This window comes from Microbacterium sp. SGAir0570 (assembly GCF_005491085.2).
GTDB lineage: Bacteria > Actinomycetota > Actinomycetes > Actinomycetales > Microbacteriaceae > Microbacterium > Microbacterium arborescens.
This window is the reverse complement of sequence record NZ_CP027929.1, coordinates 1,862,152-1,875,844: the sequence shown is the minus strand read 5'-3', so window position 1 is coordinate 1,875,844 and position 13,693 is coordinate 1,862,152. Positions and strand designations below refer to the sequence as shown.

Sequence of the window (13,693 nt, the reverse complement as noted above, 5' to 3'; positions counted from 1 at the left end):
GACGTTTTCCCTTCATCCTGAGGACCCCCTTCATGGCGCATGCCCTTCGTCCTGACCTCCGCAACGTCGCGATCGTCGCGCACGTCGACCACGGCAAGACGACGCTCGTCGATGCCATGCTCCGCCAGACCGGCTCGTTCGGCGACCACGCGCACGTCGAGGAACGTGCCATGGACTCGAACGATCTCGAGCGCGAGAAGGGCATCACGATCCTCGCCAAGAACACGGCGATCACCTACAACGGCGTCCACACCGACGTGCCGGTGACGATCAACGTCATCGACACCCCGGGTCACGCCGACTTCGGCGGAGAGGTCGAGCGCGGCCTGTCTATGGTCGACGGCGTTGTGCTGCTCGTCGACGCGTCGGAGGGTCCGCTGCCGCAGACCCGCTTCGTGCTGCGCAAGGCGCTCGAGGCCAAGCTCCCCGTCATCCTGCTCGTCAACAAGACCGACCGCCCCGACGCGCGCATCGCGGAGGTCGAGGAGGAGGCTCACGACCTGCTGCTGGGGCTCGCCGGCGACCTCGTCGACGATGTGCCCGACCTCGACGTCGACGCGCTGCTCGACGTGCCCGTCGTGTACGCCTCGGGCCGCGCGGGCGCGGCGTCGCGCAACCGTCCCGACAACGGCGAGCTCCCCGACAACGAGGACCTCGAGCCGCTCTTCGAGGCGATCCTCGAGCACGTTCCGGCGCCGTCCTATGACGACGAGGCGCCGCTGCAGGCCTGGGTGACCAACCTCGACTCGAGTCCCTTCCTCGGCCGCCTCGCGCTGCTGCGCGTCTTCAACGGCACGCTGAAGAAGGGCCAGACGGTCGCGTGGGTGCGCCACGACGGTTCCCACTCGAACGCGCGTATCACCGAGCTCCTCAAGACGAAGGCGCTGGATCGTTTCCCGGCCGAGTCGGCGGGCCCCGGCGACATCGTCGCGATCGCGGGTATCGAAGACATCACGATCGGTGAGACGATCGCCGACCCCGAGGATGTCCGTCCTCTCCCGGCGATCACCGTCGACGACCCCGCGATCTCGATGACGATCGGCACCAACACGTCGCCGCTGATGGGCAAGGTGAAGGGCCACAAGCTCACCGCGCGCATGGTCAAGGACCGGCTCGACCGCGAGCTCATCGGTAACGTCTCGCTCAAGGTCGTCGACATCGGGCGCCCCGACGCTTGGGAGGTGCAGGGCCGCGGCGAGCTCGCCCTCGCGATCCTCGTCGAGAACATGCGGCGCGAGGGCTTCGAGCTCACCGTCGGCAAGCCTCAGGTCGTGACGCGTCGCGACGAGAACGGCAAGCTGACCGAGCCGTTCGAGCACCTGACGATCGATGCCCCCGAGGAGCACCTCGGCGCGATCACGCAGCTGATGGCGGCTCGCAAGGGTCGCATGGACACCATGACCAACCACGGCACCGGCTGGGTGCGCATGGAGTTCGTCGTCCCGTCGCGCGGGCTCATCGGCTTCCGCAGCGAGTTCCTGACGATCACGCGCGGTACCGGTATCGCCAACGCGATCTCGCACGGCTACGACGAGTGGGCGGGAGCGATCTCGACGCGTCAGAACGGCTCGATCGTCGCCGACCGCTCCGGCGTCGTCACCCCCTTCGCGATGATCGCCCTGCAGGAGCGCATGAGCTTCTTCGTCCAGCCCACCGAAGAGGTCTACGAGGGCATGGTCATCGGTGAGAACTCGCGCGCCGACGACATGGACGTCAACATCACGAAGGAGAAGAAGCTGACGAACATGCGTTCGTCGACCTCGGACTCCTTCGAGTCGATGACGCCCCCGCGTGTGCTGACGCTGGAGGAGTCGCTCGAGTTCGCGCGCGACGACGAGTGCGTGGAGGTCACCCCCGAGAAGGTGCGCATCCGCAAGGTCGTGCTCGATGCGACCGAGCGCGGCCGTGCCGCCTCGCGCGCGAAGCGTCAGGACGCCAACGCCTGACCTCTCTCGCGGAACCCGCCCACGACCCCGGAGCGCCGATCTCGGCATCCGGGGTCGTGGCGTTCGTGTCGGTCTCCGCCTCGGCGCATCGATAGCATCGGGGGTGATGGAGCAGGATGCCGCGACGCGGCGCGCGTGGCGCGATGGAATCGGCGTATCGGTCGCGACGAGCGCCTACGGCGTGTCGTTCGGTGCGCTCGGGGTCGCCGCGGGTCTCGACGTCTGGCAGACCTGCGTCCTCAGCCTTCTGATGTTCACGGGGGGATCGCAGTTCGCGTTCGTCGGGGTCATCGCGACCGGCGGCTGGGGCGCGTTGCCCGCGGCCATAGCGTCCGCGGCGCTGCTCGGCGTGCGGAACGTCGCGTACGGGCTGCGGATGGCCCCGGTCGTCGGCGCGAGCATCGCGCGGCGTCTGACCGCGTTCCCGTTCACGATCGACGAATCGACGGCCGTCGCCCTCGCGCAGACGAGCGCTCGGGCACGCCGCGTCGGCTTCTGGGTGACCGGAATCGGCATCTACGTCGGGTGGAACCTCTTCACCCTCCTCGGTGCGCTGCTCGGCGACGTCCTCGGCGATCCTCGCGCCTACGGGCTCGACGCGGCCGCAGCGGCGGCGTTCCTCGCGCTGCTGTGGCCGAGGCTGCGCCGGGTCGAGGCGGTGGCAGTCGGGGTCGCCGCAGGCGTGGTGGCCGGCGTGGCGACGCCGCTCACGATGCCCGGGATCCCGGTGCTCATCGCCGGCGCCGTGGCGATCGTGGTCGCCGCGGCACTGCCCGGTCGACGGCCGCCGCGGGTCGACGACGAGGCCGCGACGGCGGGGGAGAAGCCATGACCCCGTGGACCGGCATCCTCGTCGCGTCGATCATCTGCGTGGCGCTCAAGGCGCTCGGCTACCTCCTGCCCCCGCGCTGGTTCGACGGGGAACGAGCACAGCGCATCATCGACCAGTTGACGATCGCCCTGCTGTCCGCCCTCGTCGTCGTCCAGACCCTCGGGGCGGGAGCTGCGATCGTCGTGGACGCGCGCGTACCCGCCGTCGCGGCGGCCGCCGTCCTGCTCGCGCTGCGCGCGCCGTTCCTCGTCGTGGTCGCGGTGGCCGCCGTGGTGGCGGCGGCGCTTCGGGCCTGGGGCTGGGCAACCTAGACTGGCCCGGTGAATCAGACCTGGTCCCGCGCGGCGGGATGGCTTGTCGCGGCGATCGCGGGCGGCGTCTACGGTGTCGCCGGGACCATCACCCAGGCGTACGTGTGGGGCGCGCTTCCCGTCGGGCTGATCGTCGCGATATCCGGCATCACAGCCCTCGTCGCGGGGCTGCGGCTGCTCACGAGCGACCGTTGGACGGCGCTTGCCTGCGGGCTCGGAGCCCTCGTGGCGACGGTCGTCTTCTCGGGACGAGGACCCGGCGGCTCGGTCGTGGTCCCGGCTCCGCCGGACGGCCAGCTGAGCACGGGCCTGATCTGGACGTTCGCTGTGCCGATCATGGTGGCCATCGTCGTGGGCTGGCCCTCATTCGCGGGCGTGCGCGCGGCGGCCGCCCCCGATCGCACGAACTAGACTCGTCGTGTGACTTATGTGATCGCCCTCCCGTGCGTGGACGTGAAGGACCGCGCCTGCATCGACGAATGCCCCGTGGACTGCATCTACGAGGGCGAGCGCTCGCTCTACATCCACCCGGATGAATGCGTCGACTGCGGCGCATGCGAGCCGGTGTGCCCGGTCGAGGCGATCTACTACGAAGACGACCTGCCGGACGAGTGGCAGGACTACTACACCGCGAACGTCGAGTTCTTCGACGACCTCGGCTCGCCGGGTGGTGCCGCGAAGGTCGGCGTCATCGCGAAAGATCACCCCCTCGTGGCCGCACTGCCGCCGCAGGGGGAGGGGCATTGAGCGTCAACGACCTCGCCGATTACCCCTGGGACGCCGTCGCGCCCTACGCCGAGAAGGCTCGCCGCCACCCGGACGGCATCGTCGACCTGTCCATCGGGTCGCCGGTCGACCCGACACCTGAGATCGTCGCCCGCGCATTGCGCGAAGCGACCGACGCGCACGCTTACCCGCAGACCGTCGGCACCCCCGCGCTCCGGGAGGCGATCGTGCGGTGGTACGAGCGCCGCCGGGGTGTGACGGGTCTGGCGCCCGAGAACGTGCTACCGACGATCGGGTCGAAGGAGCTCGTCGCTCTCCTGCCGCTGCTCCTCGGCCTCGGTGCGGGGGATGTCGTCGTGCATCCGCGTGCCGCCTACCCGACCTACGAGGTCGGAGCGCGTCTCGTCGGAGCGACGCCGGTGGCGGCGGACGACCCCGCCGACTTCCCGGTGGGCACGCGGCTGGTGTGGGTCAACTCACCGGGCAACCCCGACGGTCGCGTTCTCGACGTCGCGGCGCTCCGGCAGATGGTGGCCCGCGCCCACGAACTCGGTGCCGTCGTCGTCTCGGACGAGTGCTACGCCGAGCTCGGGTGGGACGGATCCTGGGCGCACGAGGCCGTCCCCAGCATCCTCGACCCGCGCGTCACCGGCGGCGACGTCACGGGCCTGCTCTCGGTCTACTCGCTCAGCAAGCAGTCGAACCTGGCGGGCTACCGCGCCGCGTTCCTCGCCGGAGACGCGACGATCGTCGCGAGGCTGCTGACGGCGCGCAAGCACCTGGGCCTCATGCTGCCGCTGCCCGTGCAGCACGCCATGGCCGCCGCGCTCGGCGACGACGACCACGTCGCGCGACAGAAGGACCTGTACCGTCGCCGTCGCGATGTCCTGCGGCCCGCGCTCGAGCGGTCGGGCTTCCGCATCGATCACAGCGAGGCCGGCCTCTATCTGTGGGCGACGGCCGGTGAGGATGCCTGGCAGACGCTCGGCCGGCTGGCCGAGCTCGGCATCCTGGCCGGTCCGGGCCACTTCTACGGAGCACATTTCCCGCAGCATGTGCGTTTCTCCCTCACGGCGTCGCAGGAGCGGATCGAAGCCGCTGCAGCGCGCCTCGCGGGTTCGTAGGTTTCCCCCTACCGATCCGCTGATCCTTTGGCGCCGTACGGAGTAGGCCCGTGCGCCCGATAGGCTGTAATGACCGCACCGGACGATCGCAAGGAGGCTTCGTGAACGACACGGGCACCCCGCAGAAGGCCACCGTCACCATCGGTGACCGCACCGCCGAATTGCCGGTGCTGCAAGGAACCGACGGAGTTCCGAGCGTCGACTTCTCGACGTTCACGAAGCAGACGGGGCACACGAGCCTCGATTACGGCTTCGTCAACACCGCGGCCACACGGTCCGCCATCACCTATATCGACGGCGACCAGGGCATCCTGCGCTACCGCGGATACCCGATCGAGCAGATCGCCAAGCACTCGACCTACCTCGAAGTGGCGTGGCTCCTGCTCTATGGCGACCTGCCGACGGCAGACGAGCTGGCCGACTTCGACGACCGCATCCGTCGTCACACGCTGCTGCACGAAGACCTGAAGCGGTTCTTCTCGTCGTTGCCCCACACCGCGCACCCGATGTCGGTGCTCTCAGCGGCAACGGCAGCCCTGTCGACGTACTACGAGGACCAGTCCGATCCGAACAATCCCGAGCACGTCGAGCTCAACACGATCCGGCTGCTGGCGAAGCTGCCGGTGATCGCCGCGTACGCGCACAAGAAGAGCGTCGGACAGGCCTTCCTGTATCCCGACAACTCGCTGAGTTTCGTCGACAACTTCCTGCGCCTGAACTTCGGCGTCCTGGCCGAGAACTACGAGGTCAACCCGGTCGTCTCGCGCGCGCTCGAGCGTCTGCTGATCCTGCACGAGGACCACGAGCAGAACGCATCCACCTCGACGGTCCGCCTGGTGGGATCCACCGGTGCGAACCAGTTCTCCTCGATCTCGGCCGGCATCAACGCCCTCTACGGTCCGCTCCACGGCGGGGCGAACGAGGCGGTCCTCGACATGCTGGCGCGCATTCGCGACTCCGGCGAGAGCGTCGAGCGTTTCGTGGCCCGCGTCAAGAACAAGGAAGACGGTGTGAAGCTCATGGGCTTCGGGCACCGCGTCTATAAGAACTACGACCCGCGCGCGAAGCTCGTCAAGGAGTCGGCGGACGAGGTCCTCAACGAACTCGGCGTCGTCGATCCGCTCCTCGACCTCGCGAAGGAGCTCGAGGAGATCGCCCTGAGCGACGACTACTTCCGCGAGCGTCGCCTGTACCCCAACGTCGACTTCTACACCGGCGTCATCTACAAGGCGATGGGCTTCCCGACCCGGATGTTCACGCCGCTGTTCGCTATCGGCCGGCTGCCCGGCTGGCTCGCGCACTGGCGCGAGATGCAGAACGACCCGCAGACGAAGATCGGCCGTCCGCAGCAGCTGTACGTCGGCTCGGCGGAGCGGGACTACCCGACCTCCTGAGCCAGCGCTCGACGCATACGAAAGGCCGGCACGTCACAGCGACGCGCCGGCCTCTCGTTTGCGGTCGCGGTCCGGCCGCGGCGGTCTACGGTGCCGCCGAACCCGGCACTCCGCGTGTCACTTCTCGGTCAGCGTCGCGGCATAGTCGGGCACGTATCCGTCGAGCTGCTGCGGCGGCCGATCGTATCCTCCGGACGGTGGTCGCGGCGGGATCTCGATCTCGGGTCGCTCGACGACCTCGTACGGGATCTGTCCGAGCAGGTGGTGGATCATGTTGATCCGGCCCCGGCGCTTGTCCTCGTTGTCGACCTCGTGCCAGCGCGCCTCCGGGATGTCGGTGTGGACGAACATCGTGTCCTTCGCGCGCGAGTAGTCCTCCCACTTCGTGATCGACAGCACGTCGTTGGGGGAGAGCTTCCACCGCCGCATCGGGTCTTCGTTGCGCGAGCGGAACCGCTTCTCCTGCTCGACGTCCGAGACGCTGAACCAGTACTTCAGCAGCAGGATGCCGTCCTCGACGAGCATGCGCTCGAAGATCGGCGCCTGGTGGAGGAACCGGTGGTACTCCTCGTTCGTGCAGTAGCCCATGACACGCTCGACCCCGGCGCGGTTGTACCAGGACCGGTCCATGAGGACGATCTCACCGGCGGCCGGGAGGTGCGCCACGTACCGCTGGAAGTACCACTGCGAGCGCTCACGCTCGGTCGGCGCGGGGAGGGCGACGATGCGCGCGACGCGCGGGTTGAGATATTCGGTGACCCGTTTGATCGTCGATCCCTTGCCCGCGGCGTCCCTCCCCTCGAAGATCACGACGATGCGCGCCCCGGTGGCCTGGACCCAGGCCTGCATGTCGACGAGCTGCGCCTGGAGCCTCCGCAGCTCGGCTTCGTACACCTTCTTCGGCAAACGGTCATCGGCCATCGCGCCACCTCCTGACGCGAGCATACGCCCCCCTCGCGCGCGTCTTCGGGCCGGTCTAGGGTGGGCCGCGACGGACGAGCAGGGGAGCGACGCATGTGGGTGCAGACGACGGATCCGCTCGGATCGCTCGTGCTGTCGGCGCTGGTCGCCGCTATCCCCATCGTCGTCTTCCTCGTCGCGCTGGTCGGGTTCCGCCTCAGCGGTCTGCTCGCCGGTCTCATCGCTCTCATCGCGCAGCTGCTCGTCGCCGCACTGGGATTCGGGATGCCGCTCACCGCGGTCGGGGGTGCCGGACTGCTCGGTCTGCTCAACGCCGTCTGGCCGATCGCCTACATCATCGTGATGGCGGTCTGGCTCTACAAGCTCGCGGTCGCGAGCGGGCGGTTCGACGTGATCCGTTCTTCGATCGGCGGTATCTCGACGGACCAGCGGATCCAGGTGCTTCTCATCAGCTTCGCCTTCGGCGCCTTCCTCGAGGGGGCGGCCGGTTTCGGTGTGCCGATCGCCATCTGCGCGGCCCTCCTGGTCCAGCTCGGGTTCCGGCCCCTGCGGGCGGCCATGATCTCCCTCGTCGCCAACGCGGCCGCCGGGGCTTACGGCGCCATCGGAATCCCCGTCATCGTGGGCGCCCAGGTCAGCGGACTCGAGGTGCAGGAGCTCTCCCGTGCGATGGTGCTCGTACTGCAGCCGCTGACGGTGCTCATCCCGTTCCTTCTCGTGATCATCCTCGACGGGGTGCGCGGGCTGCGCGAGACCTGGCCTGCCACGCTGCTCGTCACCATCGTCTTCAGCGGTGTGCAGGCGGGCGTGCTGTGGTTCCTCGGACCCGAGCTCGCCGACCTCGGCGCGGGACTCGCCGCGATGGTCGCGCTCTTCCTTCTGGGGCGGGTGTGGCAGCCCCGCCGGGTTCACCGCGAGGTCGGCGCGCCCGAGCCCGAGCAGCACCACGCGACTCTGCGGGAGGTGATCGCGGCATGGAGCCCGTTCTACATCCTGACGGCGGTCATCCTCGTCTGGAGCCTCCCGGTGTTCAAGAACCTGTTCGCAGCGGGCGGGCCGCTGTCCGCCCTGGTGTTCGCGGTTCCGATGCCTGGGCTCACCGGCAGCGTGCAGACTCCCGGCGGTGATGTCGTCACGGCCACATGGAGCTTCACGCCCGTCAATGCGACGGGGACGGCGATCCTGCTGGCGGTGCTCGTGTCGTTCTGGACGACGCCGCGCCTGCGCGCGGGTGACCTGGTCTGGACGCTGGCGGAGACGGTGCGCGGTCTCTGGCGGGCACTGCTGCTGATCGCGATCATCCTCGTCCTCGCCAACATCGCCAACTATTCGGGAGGCTCGGCTTCGATGGGGACGGCACTCGCGGCGGTGGGGCCGCTCTTCCCGCTCCTCGCTCCCATCATCGGCTGGATCGGGGTCTTCCTCACGGGGTCGGTCGTCAACAACAACACGCTGTTCGCGCCGCTTCAGGTCGCCACGGCGGAGCAGATCGCGGTCGATCCCGCGCTGCTGGTGGCCGCGAACACCGCCGGCGGCACCGCGGCGAAGGTCATCTCACCGCAGTCGATCGCGATCGCCGCGGGTGCCGTGGGGCTCGCCGGACGCGAATCGGAGATCCTGCGGGCGTCGATCTGGTACAGCCTCGGGATCCTCGCCGCCGTCTGCCTCTGGGGCGGGCTGCTCTCGGTCCTGCTGCTCTGAGCCGACCCGCAGGCCTCGCGATGCGGTCAGGCGTGCAGGGCCTCATTGAGGGTGACACCAACTCCTGCTCGGCGGACGGCCTCGACGGCACCCGTCAGCGAGTTGCGGCGGAAGAGGATGCCGTCGCGGCCGGAGAGCTCCGCGCCCTTGACGGTCGGGCGCGCGCCCGAGGCCGTGGCGGGCTCGTCCGCCAGCACGATCTTCGAGCCCGCGGTGACGTACAGGCCGGCCTCGACGACGCAGTCGTCGCCGAGCGAGATGCCGATTCCGGCGTTGGCGCCGAGCAGCGTGCGGCGACCGATCGACACCCGGTGGCTGCCGCCGCCGGACAGCGTGCCCATGATGGATGCGCCGCCCCCGATGTCGCTGCCGTCGCCCACGACGACGCCCTGCGAGATGCGGCCCTCGACCATGGAGGCGCCCAGCGTACCCGCGTTGAAGTTGACGAAGCCCTCGTGCATCACGGTCGTCCCCGGCGCGAGGTGCGCTCCGAGTCGTACGCGGGAGGCGTCGGCGATGCGCACGCCCGGAGGTGTCACATAATCCAGCAGGCGCGGGAACTTGTCGAGACCGTGCACCTGGATGCCGTCACGCTGGAGCAGCGGGCGGCGGCGGGCGGCCTCGTCCGGGTGCATCGGGCCAGCGGTCGTCCACGCCACGATCGGCAGGTGCCCGAAGATCCCGTCGAGGTTGACGGTGTTCGGGGCCGCGAGACGGTGGGAGATGACGTGCAGGCGCAGGTACGCGTCGGGCGTCGAGGCGGGCGCGGCGTCGAGATCGATCGAGACCGTCACGGCCTCGAGCGTGACGCCGCGACGATCGTCGTCCGCGGCCATCGGGGCCCAGGTGACCATGGCCGCTGCCGATTCCGTGGCAGCGGGCGTTCCGAGCGCGGGCTCTGGGAACCAGGTGTCGAGTGTCGTGCCATCGCTGCTCGAGGTCGCGAGTCCCACGCCCCATGCCCACCGTTCGCTCATGCCTCCAGATTATCGGTGTGGTCGTCGCGGTTAGAATCGGCGGCATGCCTGAGCTCGATCTGACCGTCTCCAGCGCCGATCTGACCCGGGCCGTGTGCGACATCCCGAGCGTGTCGGACGATGAGACCACCCTCGCCGACGCGATCTTCGCCGCCGTATCGCCGTTGGCGCACCTCGAGGTCGTGCGCGACGGTGACACGATCGTCGCGCGCACGCAGCTCGGCCGTGCGCAGCGCGTCGTCATCGCCGGCCACATCGACACGGTGCCCGTCAACGCGAATCTTCCCGTGCGCGAGGTCGTCGAGGACGGGGAGGCGTACCTGTGGGGGAGAGGCACCGTCGACATGAAGGCGGGCGTCGCCGTGCAGCTGAAGCTCGCCGCGGAACTCACCGATCCGCGGGTGGACATCACATGGATGTGGTACGACCACGAGGAGGTCGCTGCGGAGCTCAACGGCCTCACGCGGCTGGCGGCGAATCGACCCGACCTGTTCGCGGGCGACTTCGCGATCCTCGGCGAGCCGTCCAACGGCCAGGTCGAGGGCGGATGCAACGGCAACCTCCGCGCGATCGTGCGAACGCACGGGGTGCGTTCGCACAGCGCGCGCGCGTGGATCGGCGACAACGCGATCCACCATGCGGCCCCGATCCTGCAGCGTCTCGCCGACCATACGCCCGCGGATGTCGAAGTCGAGGGCCTCGTCTATCGCGAGGGCCTGAACGCGGTGAGGATCTCCGGCGGCATCGCGGGCAACGTCATACCCGACCTGTGCGAGGTCGAGGTCAACTACCGATTCGCGCCGAGCCGGACCCCCGACGAGGCGGTCGAGATCGTCCGCGACTTCTTCAGCGGTTTCGAGGTGGAGGTCGTCGACCTGGCCGGCGGGGCGCGCCCGGGGCTCGACGCGCCGCTCGCACAGGAGTTCGTCGCCGCGGTGGGTGCCGAGCCGCGGCCCAAGTACGGCTGGACCGACGTCGCGCGGTTCTCAGCGCTCGGTGTGCCGGCCGTCAACTACGGCCCAGGCGACCCCTCGCTCGCGCACCACGACCAGGAGCGGGTGCCCATCGCGCAGATCGACGCCGTCGAGCGCGGCCTGCGCGCCTGGCTGTCGGTCAGGTGACCCCGAGGGCATGAGGTCGCTGCGCCGGGGCGCGATCGCGCTGCAGCCTGCCGCCGCGATCGCACTCGTCTATCTCGCCTCGCGTGCGGTGACGACGGCCTTCCTGCTCGGCGCGGCTGCGCTGAGCGGGCCGGAGTCTCGCTTCGGCGCCGACGCGTCGCTCGGCACCCTGACGATGGGGTGGGATGCTCAGTGGTACTGGCTCATCGCGTTCAGCGGGTATCCCACTGAACTGCCGCTCGACGCCGCAGGCGACGTCGCCCAGAACCCCTGGGCGTTCATGCCCGTGTACCCCGTCATCACCGGGGTCGTGGGCTGGGTGGTGGGCGGGTTCCCGGTCGCCGCGCCGCTCGTGTCGGCAGCAGCGGGCTACCTGGCGTGTCTCGTCCTGTTCGCTCTGCTGAGGCGACGCATCGGCCGAGCCGCCGCGATGTGGGCGGTGGTCTTCTTCAGCTTCGCCGGCCCTATGGCCGCGCTGTTCCAGCTCGGCTACGCCGAGTCGCTCTTCCAGCTCTGGCTGCTCCTCGCTCTGCTCGCGGTCGAGCGCCGTCGCTGGTGGTGGCTGTATCTGTGGATCCCGCTCATGGCTTTCACCCGCCCGGGAGTCCTCGCCTTCGCGCTGATGTTGGCCGTCTACGGGATCTGGCGCTGGACGCGGCGCGCGCACGACGACCTGCCGCCGCGCGAGATCGGCCACATCGTGGCCGGGGGGCTGCTCGCCGCCGGATGCGGGCTCGTATGGCCCGTCATCACGGGCGTGGTCACGGGCGAGCCGGACGCGTACCTGCAGACCGAGCTCGCGTGGCGACGCTCCTGGATCGGCGACCACGGCGGCTTCGTGCCCTTCGACGGCACGGTGCAGGCGGCGGTGCTGTGGTCGCGTATCTGGGGCGTGCCGGCGTGGGTGTGCCTCGTCGGACTCGCGACGATCGTCGCCGTCGCCGCGCTGCTTCTCATCGCCGACCGACGGGTGCGGCGGCTGGGTGTGCCGATCCGGCTCTGGGCGGGTGCGTACCTGCTGTATCTGCTCGCGGTGTTCTTCCCGCAGTCGAGCACCTTCCGGCTCCTCGTTCCGCTGTCCCCGCTCTGGGGCGCGGTCGCGCTGCCTCGCGCACGGTGGTGGCGCATCGGTGTGCTGCTGATCGGAACAGCCGCGCAATGGTGGTGGATCTACACGATGTATGCCCTCGGAAGCACCTTCGCTCAGATTCCCTGAGGCCGTGTCCGCGTCGTGGCCGCGCTGCACGATAAACTCTTCAGGTAGTCCTCATGACGAAAGGGAGCCGCGATGGCAGCCATGAAGCCGCGAACCGGAGACGGACCGATGGAGGCCGTGAAGGAGGGGCGCCTGATCATCGTGCGTGTCCCCCTCGAAGGCGGAGGGCGTCTGGTCGTCTCGGTCAATGATGAAGAGGCCAAGGAACTCCACAGCGTGCTGAGCGGAGTCGTCGGCGCCGCCTGACGACGATGCCACGCGAAACGGCCGGTCCCGATGGGGCCGGCCGTTTCGTACGTATGAGTGAAATCGAGGGGTCAGGCGGAGGCCGCCGTCGTGAGCTGCAGCAGGCCCTCACCGACGATCGAGAGCGCGCCCAGGACAGCCGGAGACGACTGCGTCTCGTGGATGAGGGATCGGTACGCGCGCGTGACGTCGTCGCGCCGGACCGGGTCGGCGACGGCGCCGCCGGCGAGTACACGCGGAACGAGAACCATTCCGCCCGGCCGGACGAGCCGGAGCCCGTGCTCGACGTATTCGATGACACCCTCGGCATCCGCATCCACGAGCACGATGTCGTACGACGCCTCGTTCATCCGCGGCAGCACATCCGCCGCCCGGCCGGTGATGAAGCGCGCGCGAGCCGGCGGGATCCTCGCCTCGGTGAAGGACTGCCGAGCGACGGCGAGGTGCTCCGGCTCGATGTCGATCGTGGTGAGCGTGGCGCGGGGCGACCCGTGGAGCAGCCACAGCGCCGAGACCCCGCCGCCGGTGCCGATCTCCACGATGTTGAGCGCCCCGGTGGCGGCGGCGAGCACGGCGCACTGCGCGCCCACCGGAGGGCTGATCGGGGCCGCGCCGATCTCGAGGGCGTGTGCACGCGCGCGAGCGATGTGCTCGGGCTCCACCGTCGCCTCCATCGCGAACCTGCGGATCGCTTCCTGATCACCCATGCATTCCTCCTGGTTCCAGCGTAGGCGTGCGGATGGCTCCCACCGCTGAGGCGCACGGGTAATCTGGGGGCATGTCGTTCGGCCTCGATTGGGACAAGCTCCTCATCATCGGTCTTGCGGCGGTTCTCCTCCTCGGCCCCGAACGCCTGCCGCGGCTGGCCGAGACGCTCGCCCGTTTCACGGTGCGGGCTCGGGACTGGGTCAACGGCGCGAAGGACCGCGTCAAGGACGAGATGGGTGAGGACTTCTCCGACGTCGAGTGGCGCAAGCTCGATCCGCGTCAGTACGACCCGCGTCGCATCATCCGCGATGCGCTTCTCGAGGACGCTCCCGTTCCCACGGTGCGCGCCGCCGCAGCGGGCGCTGCCATCAGCACTGCGACCGCGGTCGGGATGGATGCCGCGGGCGAGGCGGCGATGCGCTTCGAGCGCGGCGCGGCCGTCCCCTTCGACGACGAAGCGACGTGATCGG

The 13,693-nt window shown here is 69.5% G+C and carries 15 protein-coding genes; 12 read left to right on the top strand and 3 right to left on the bottom strand.

Annotation, left to right across the window (positions count from 1 at the left end):
- Window positions 1-32: 32 nt before the first annotated feature.
- The 7 genes from typA (at window position 33) to C1N74_RS08910 (ending at window position 6,333) form a co-directional block, all read left to right on the top strand.
- Window positions 33-1,946: a translational GTPase TypA gene (gene typA / locus C1N74_RS08940; protein ID WP_023950506.1), complete on the top strand. Its 1,914-nt coding sequence runs from the start codon at window positions 33-35 to the stop codon at window positions 1,944-1,946.
- Window positions 1,947-2,052: 106 nt separating this feature from the next.
- Window positions 2,053-2,778 (top strand): AzlC family ABC transporter permease, encoded by a 726-nt coding sequence (locus C1N74_RS08935; RefSeq protein WP_137750381.1) that lies wholly within the window; start codon window positions 2,053-2,055, stop codon window positions 2,776-2,778.
- A complete protein-coding gene (locus C1N74_RS08930; protein WP_023950508.1) occupies window positions 2,775-3,089 on the top strand; it encodes an AzlD domain-containing protein in 315 nt (104 codons plus the stop codon). The genes C1N74_RS08935 and C1N74_RS08930 overlap by 4 nt, the downstream gene beginning before the upstream one ends.
- Window positions 3,090-3,098: 9 nt before the next feature.
- Window positions 3,099-3,500: a hypothetical protein gene (locus C1N74_RS08925; RefSeq protein ID WP_023950510.1), complete on the top strand. Its 402-nt coding sequence runs from the start codon at window positions 3,099-3,101 to the stop codon at window positions 3,498-3,500.
- A 9-nt stretch (window positions 3,501-3,509) separates the two neighbouring features.
- Window positions 3,510-3,836 (top strand): ferredoxin, encoded by a 327-nt coding sequence (gene fdxA, locus C1N74_RS08920; RefSeq protein ID WP_023950512.1) that lies wholly within the window; start codon window positions 3,510-3,512, stop codon window positions 3,834-3,836.
- On the top strand, window positions 3,833-4,939 hold the full coding sequence (gene dapC, locus C1N74_RS08915) for a succinyldiaminopimelate transaminase (RefSeq protein ID WP_137750380.1): 1,107 nt from the start codon (window positions 3,833-3,835) through the stop codon (window positions 4,937-4,939). Before fdxA ends, dapC begins: the two co-directional genes overlap by 4 nt.
- A 101-nt stretch (window positions 4,940-5,040) precedes the next feature.
- Window positions 5,041-6,333 (top strand): citrate synthase, encoded by a 1,293-nt coding sequence (locus C1N74_RS08910; RefSeq protein ID WP_023950516.1) that lies wholly within the window; start codon window positions 5,041-5,043, stop codon window positions 6,331-6,333.
- A 117-nt stretch (window positions 6,334-6,450) separates the two neighbouring features.
- Here the strand turns inward: C1N74_RS08910 and ppk2 are convergent, their stop codons facing one another.
- Window positions 6,451-7,254: a polyphosphate kinase 2 gene (gene ppk2 / locus C1N74_RS08905; RefSeq protein ID WP_023950518.1), complete on the bottom strand. Its 804-nt coding sequence runs from the start codon at window positions 7,252-7,254 to the stop codon at window positions 6,451-6,453.
- Between the two features lie 93 nt (window positions 7,255-7,347).
- Here ppk2 and C1N74_RS08900 point away from each other — a divergent pair, with 93 nt between their 5' ends.
- Window positions 7,348-8,955: an L-lactate permease gene (locus tag C1N74_RS08900; RefSeq protein ID WP_023950520.1), complete on the top strand. Its 1,608-nt coding sequence runs from the start codon at window positions 7,348-7,350 to the stop codon at window positions 8,953-8,955.
- Between the two features lie 26 nt (window positions 8,956-8,981).
- On the opposite strand, the gene dapD is transcribed toward C1N74_RS08900, so the two are convergent.
- The gene (dapD, locus tag C1N74_RS08895; RefSeq protein ID WP_137750379.1) at window positions 8,982-9,932 is read right to left on the bottom strand and encodes a 2,3,4,5-tetrahydropyridine-2,6-dicarboxylate N-succinyltransferase; all 951 of its coding nucleotides are present in this window, start codon (window positions 9,930-9,932) and stop codon (window positions 8,982-8,984) included.
- Window positions 9,933-9,976: 44 nt separating this feature from the next.
- On the opposite strand from dapD, the gene dapE reads away from it, so the two are divergent.
- The 3 genes from dapE (at window position 9,977) to C1N74_RS08880 (ending at window position 12,515) form a co-directional block, all read left to right on the top strand.
- Window positions 9,977-11,053, top strand: a complete 1,077-nt coding sequence (gene dapE / locus C1N74_RS08890; RefSeq protein WP_023950524.1) for a succinyl-diaminopimelate desuccinylase — start codon at window positions 9,977-9,979, stop codon at window positions 11,051-11,053.
- 10 nt (window positions 11,054-11,063) lie between these two features.
- Window positions 11,064-12,269 carry a hypothetical protein gene (locus C1N74_RS08885; protein ID WP_103840446.1) on the top strand — a complete coding sequence of 402 codons (1,206 nt, stop codon included), beginning with the start codon at window positions 11,064-11,066 and terminating at the stop codon, window positions 12,267-12,269.
- A gap of 72 nt (window positions 12,270-12,341) precedes the next feature.
- Window positions 12,342-12,515, top strand: a complete 174-nt coding sequence (locus tag C1N74_RS08880; protein ID WP_023950528.1) for a DUF3117 domain-containing protein — start codon at window positions 12,342-12,344, stop codon at window positions 12,513-12,515.
- Between the two features lie 71 nt (window positions 12,516-12,586).
- Here C1N74_RS08880 and C1N74_RS08875 read toward each other — a convergent pair whose 3' ends face one another.
- A complete protein-coding gene (locus C1N74_RS08875; RefSeq protein WP_023950530.1) occupies window positions 12,587-13,222 on the bottom strand; it encodes an O-methyltransferase in 636 nt (211 codons plus the stop codon).
- 71 nt (window positions 13,223-13,293) lie between these two features.
- Here C1N74_RS08875 and C1N74_RS08870 point away from each other — a divergent pair, with 71 nt between their 5' ends.
- Entirely contained in the window at window positions 13,294-13,689 is a 396-nt protein-coding gene (locus C1N74_RS08870; RefSeq protein WP_023950532.1) for a Sec-independent protein secretion pathway component, read from the top strand.
- Window positions 13,690-13,693: the final 4 nt, after the last annotated feature.

Excerpts from the sequence above, each read along its gene's own strand:
- C1N74_RS08935 (WP_137750381.1), top strand. The coding sequence starts at position 2,053 with ATGGAGCAGGATGCCGCGACGCGGCGCGCGTGGCGCGATGGAATCGGC.
- dapD (WP_137750379.1), bottom strand. The coding sequence starts at position 9,932 with ATGAGCGAACGGTGGGCATGGGGCGTGGGACTCGCGACCTCGAGCAGC.
- dapE (WP_023950524.1), top strand. The coding sequence starts at position 9,977 with ATGCCTGAGCTCGATCTGACCGTCTCCAGCGCCGATCTGACCCGGGCC.
- C1N74_RS08875 (WP_023950530.1), bottom strand. The coding sequence starts at position 13,222 with ATGGGTGATCAGGAAGCGATCCGCAGGTTCGCGATGGAGGCGACGGTG.
- C1N74_RS08885 (WP_103840446.1), top strand. The coding sequence starts at position 11,064 with ATGAGGTCGCTGCGCCGGGGCGCGATCGCGCTGCAGCCTGCCGCCGCG.
- ppk2 (WP_023950518.1), bottom strand. The coding sequence starts at position 7,254 with ATGGCCGATGACCGTTTGCCGAAGAAGGTGTACGAAGCCGAGCTGCGG.
- C1N74_RS08870 (WP_023950532.1), top strand. The coding sequence starts at position 13,294 with ATGTCGTTCGGCCTCGATTGGGACAAGCTCCTCATCATCGGTCTTGCG.
- C1N74_RS08930 (WP_023950508.1), top strand. The coding sequence starts at position 2,775 with ATGACCCCGTGGACCGGCATCCTCGTCGCGTCGATCATCTGCGTGGCG.
- C1N74_RS08880 (WP_023950528.1), top strand. The coding sequence starts at position 12,342 with ATGGCAGCCATGAAGCCGCGAACCGGAGACGGACCGATGGAGGCCGTG.
- typA (WP_023950506.1), top strand. The coding sequence starts at position 33 with ATGGCGCATGCCCTTCGTCCTGACCTCCGCAACGTCGCGATCGTCGCG.
- C1N74_RS08900 (WP_023950520.1), top strand. The coding sequence starts at position 7,348 with ATGTGGGTGCAGACGACGGATCCGCTCGGATCGCTCGTGCTGTCGGCG.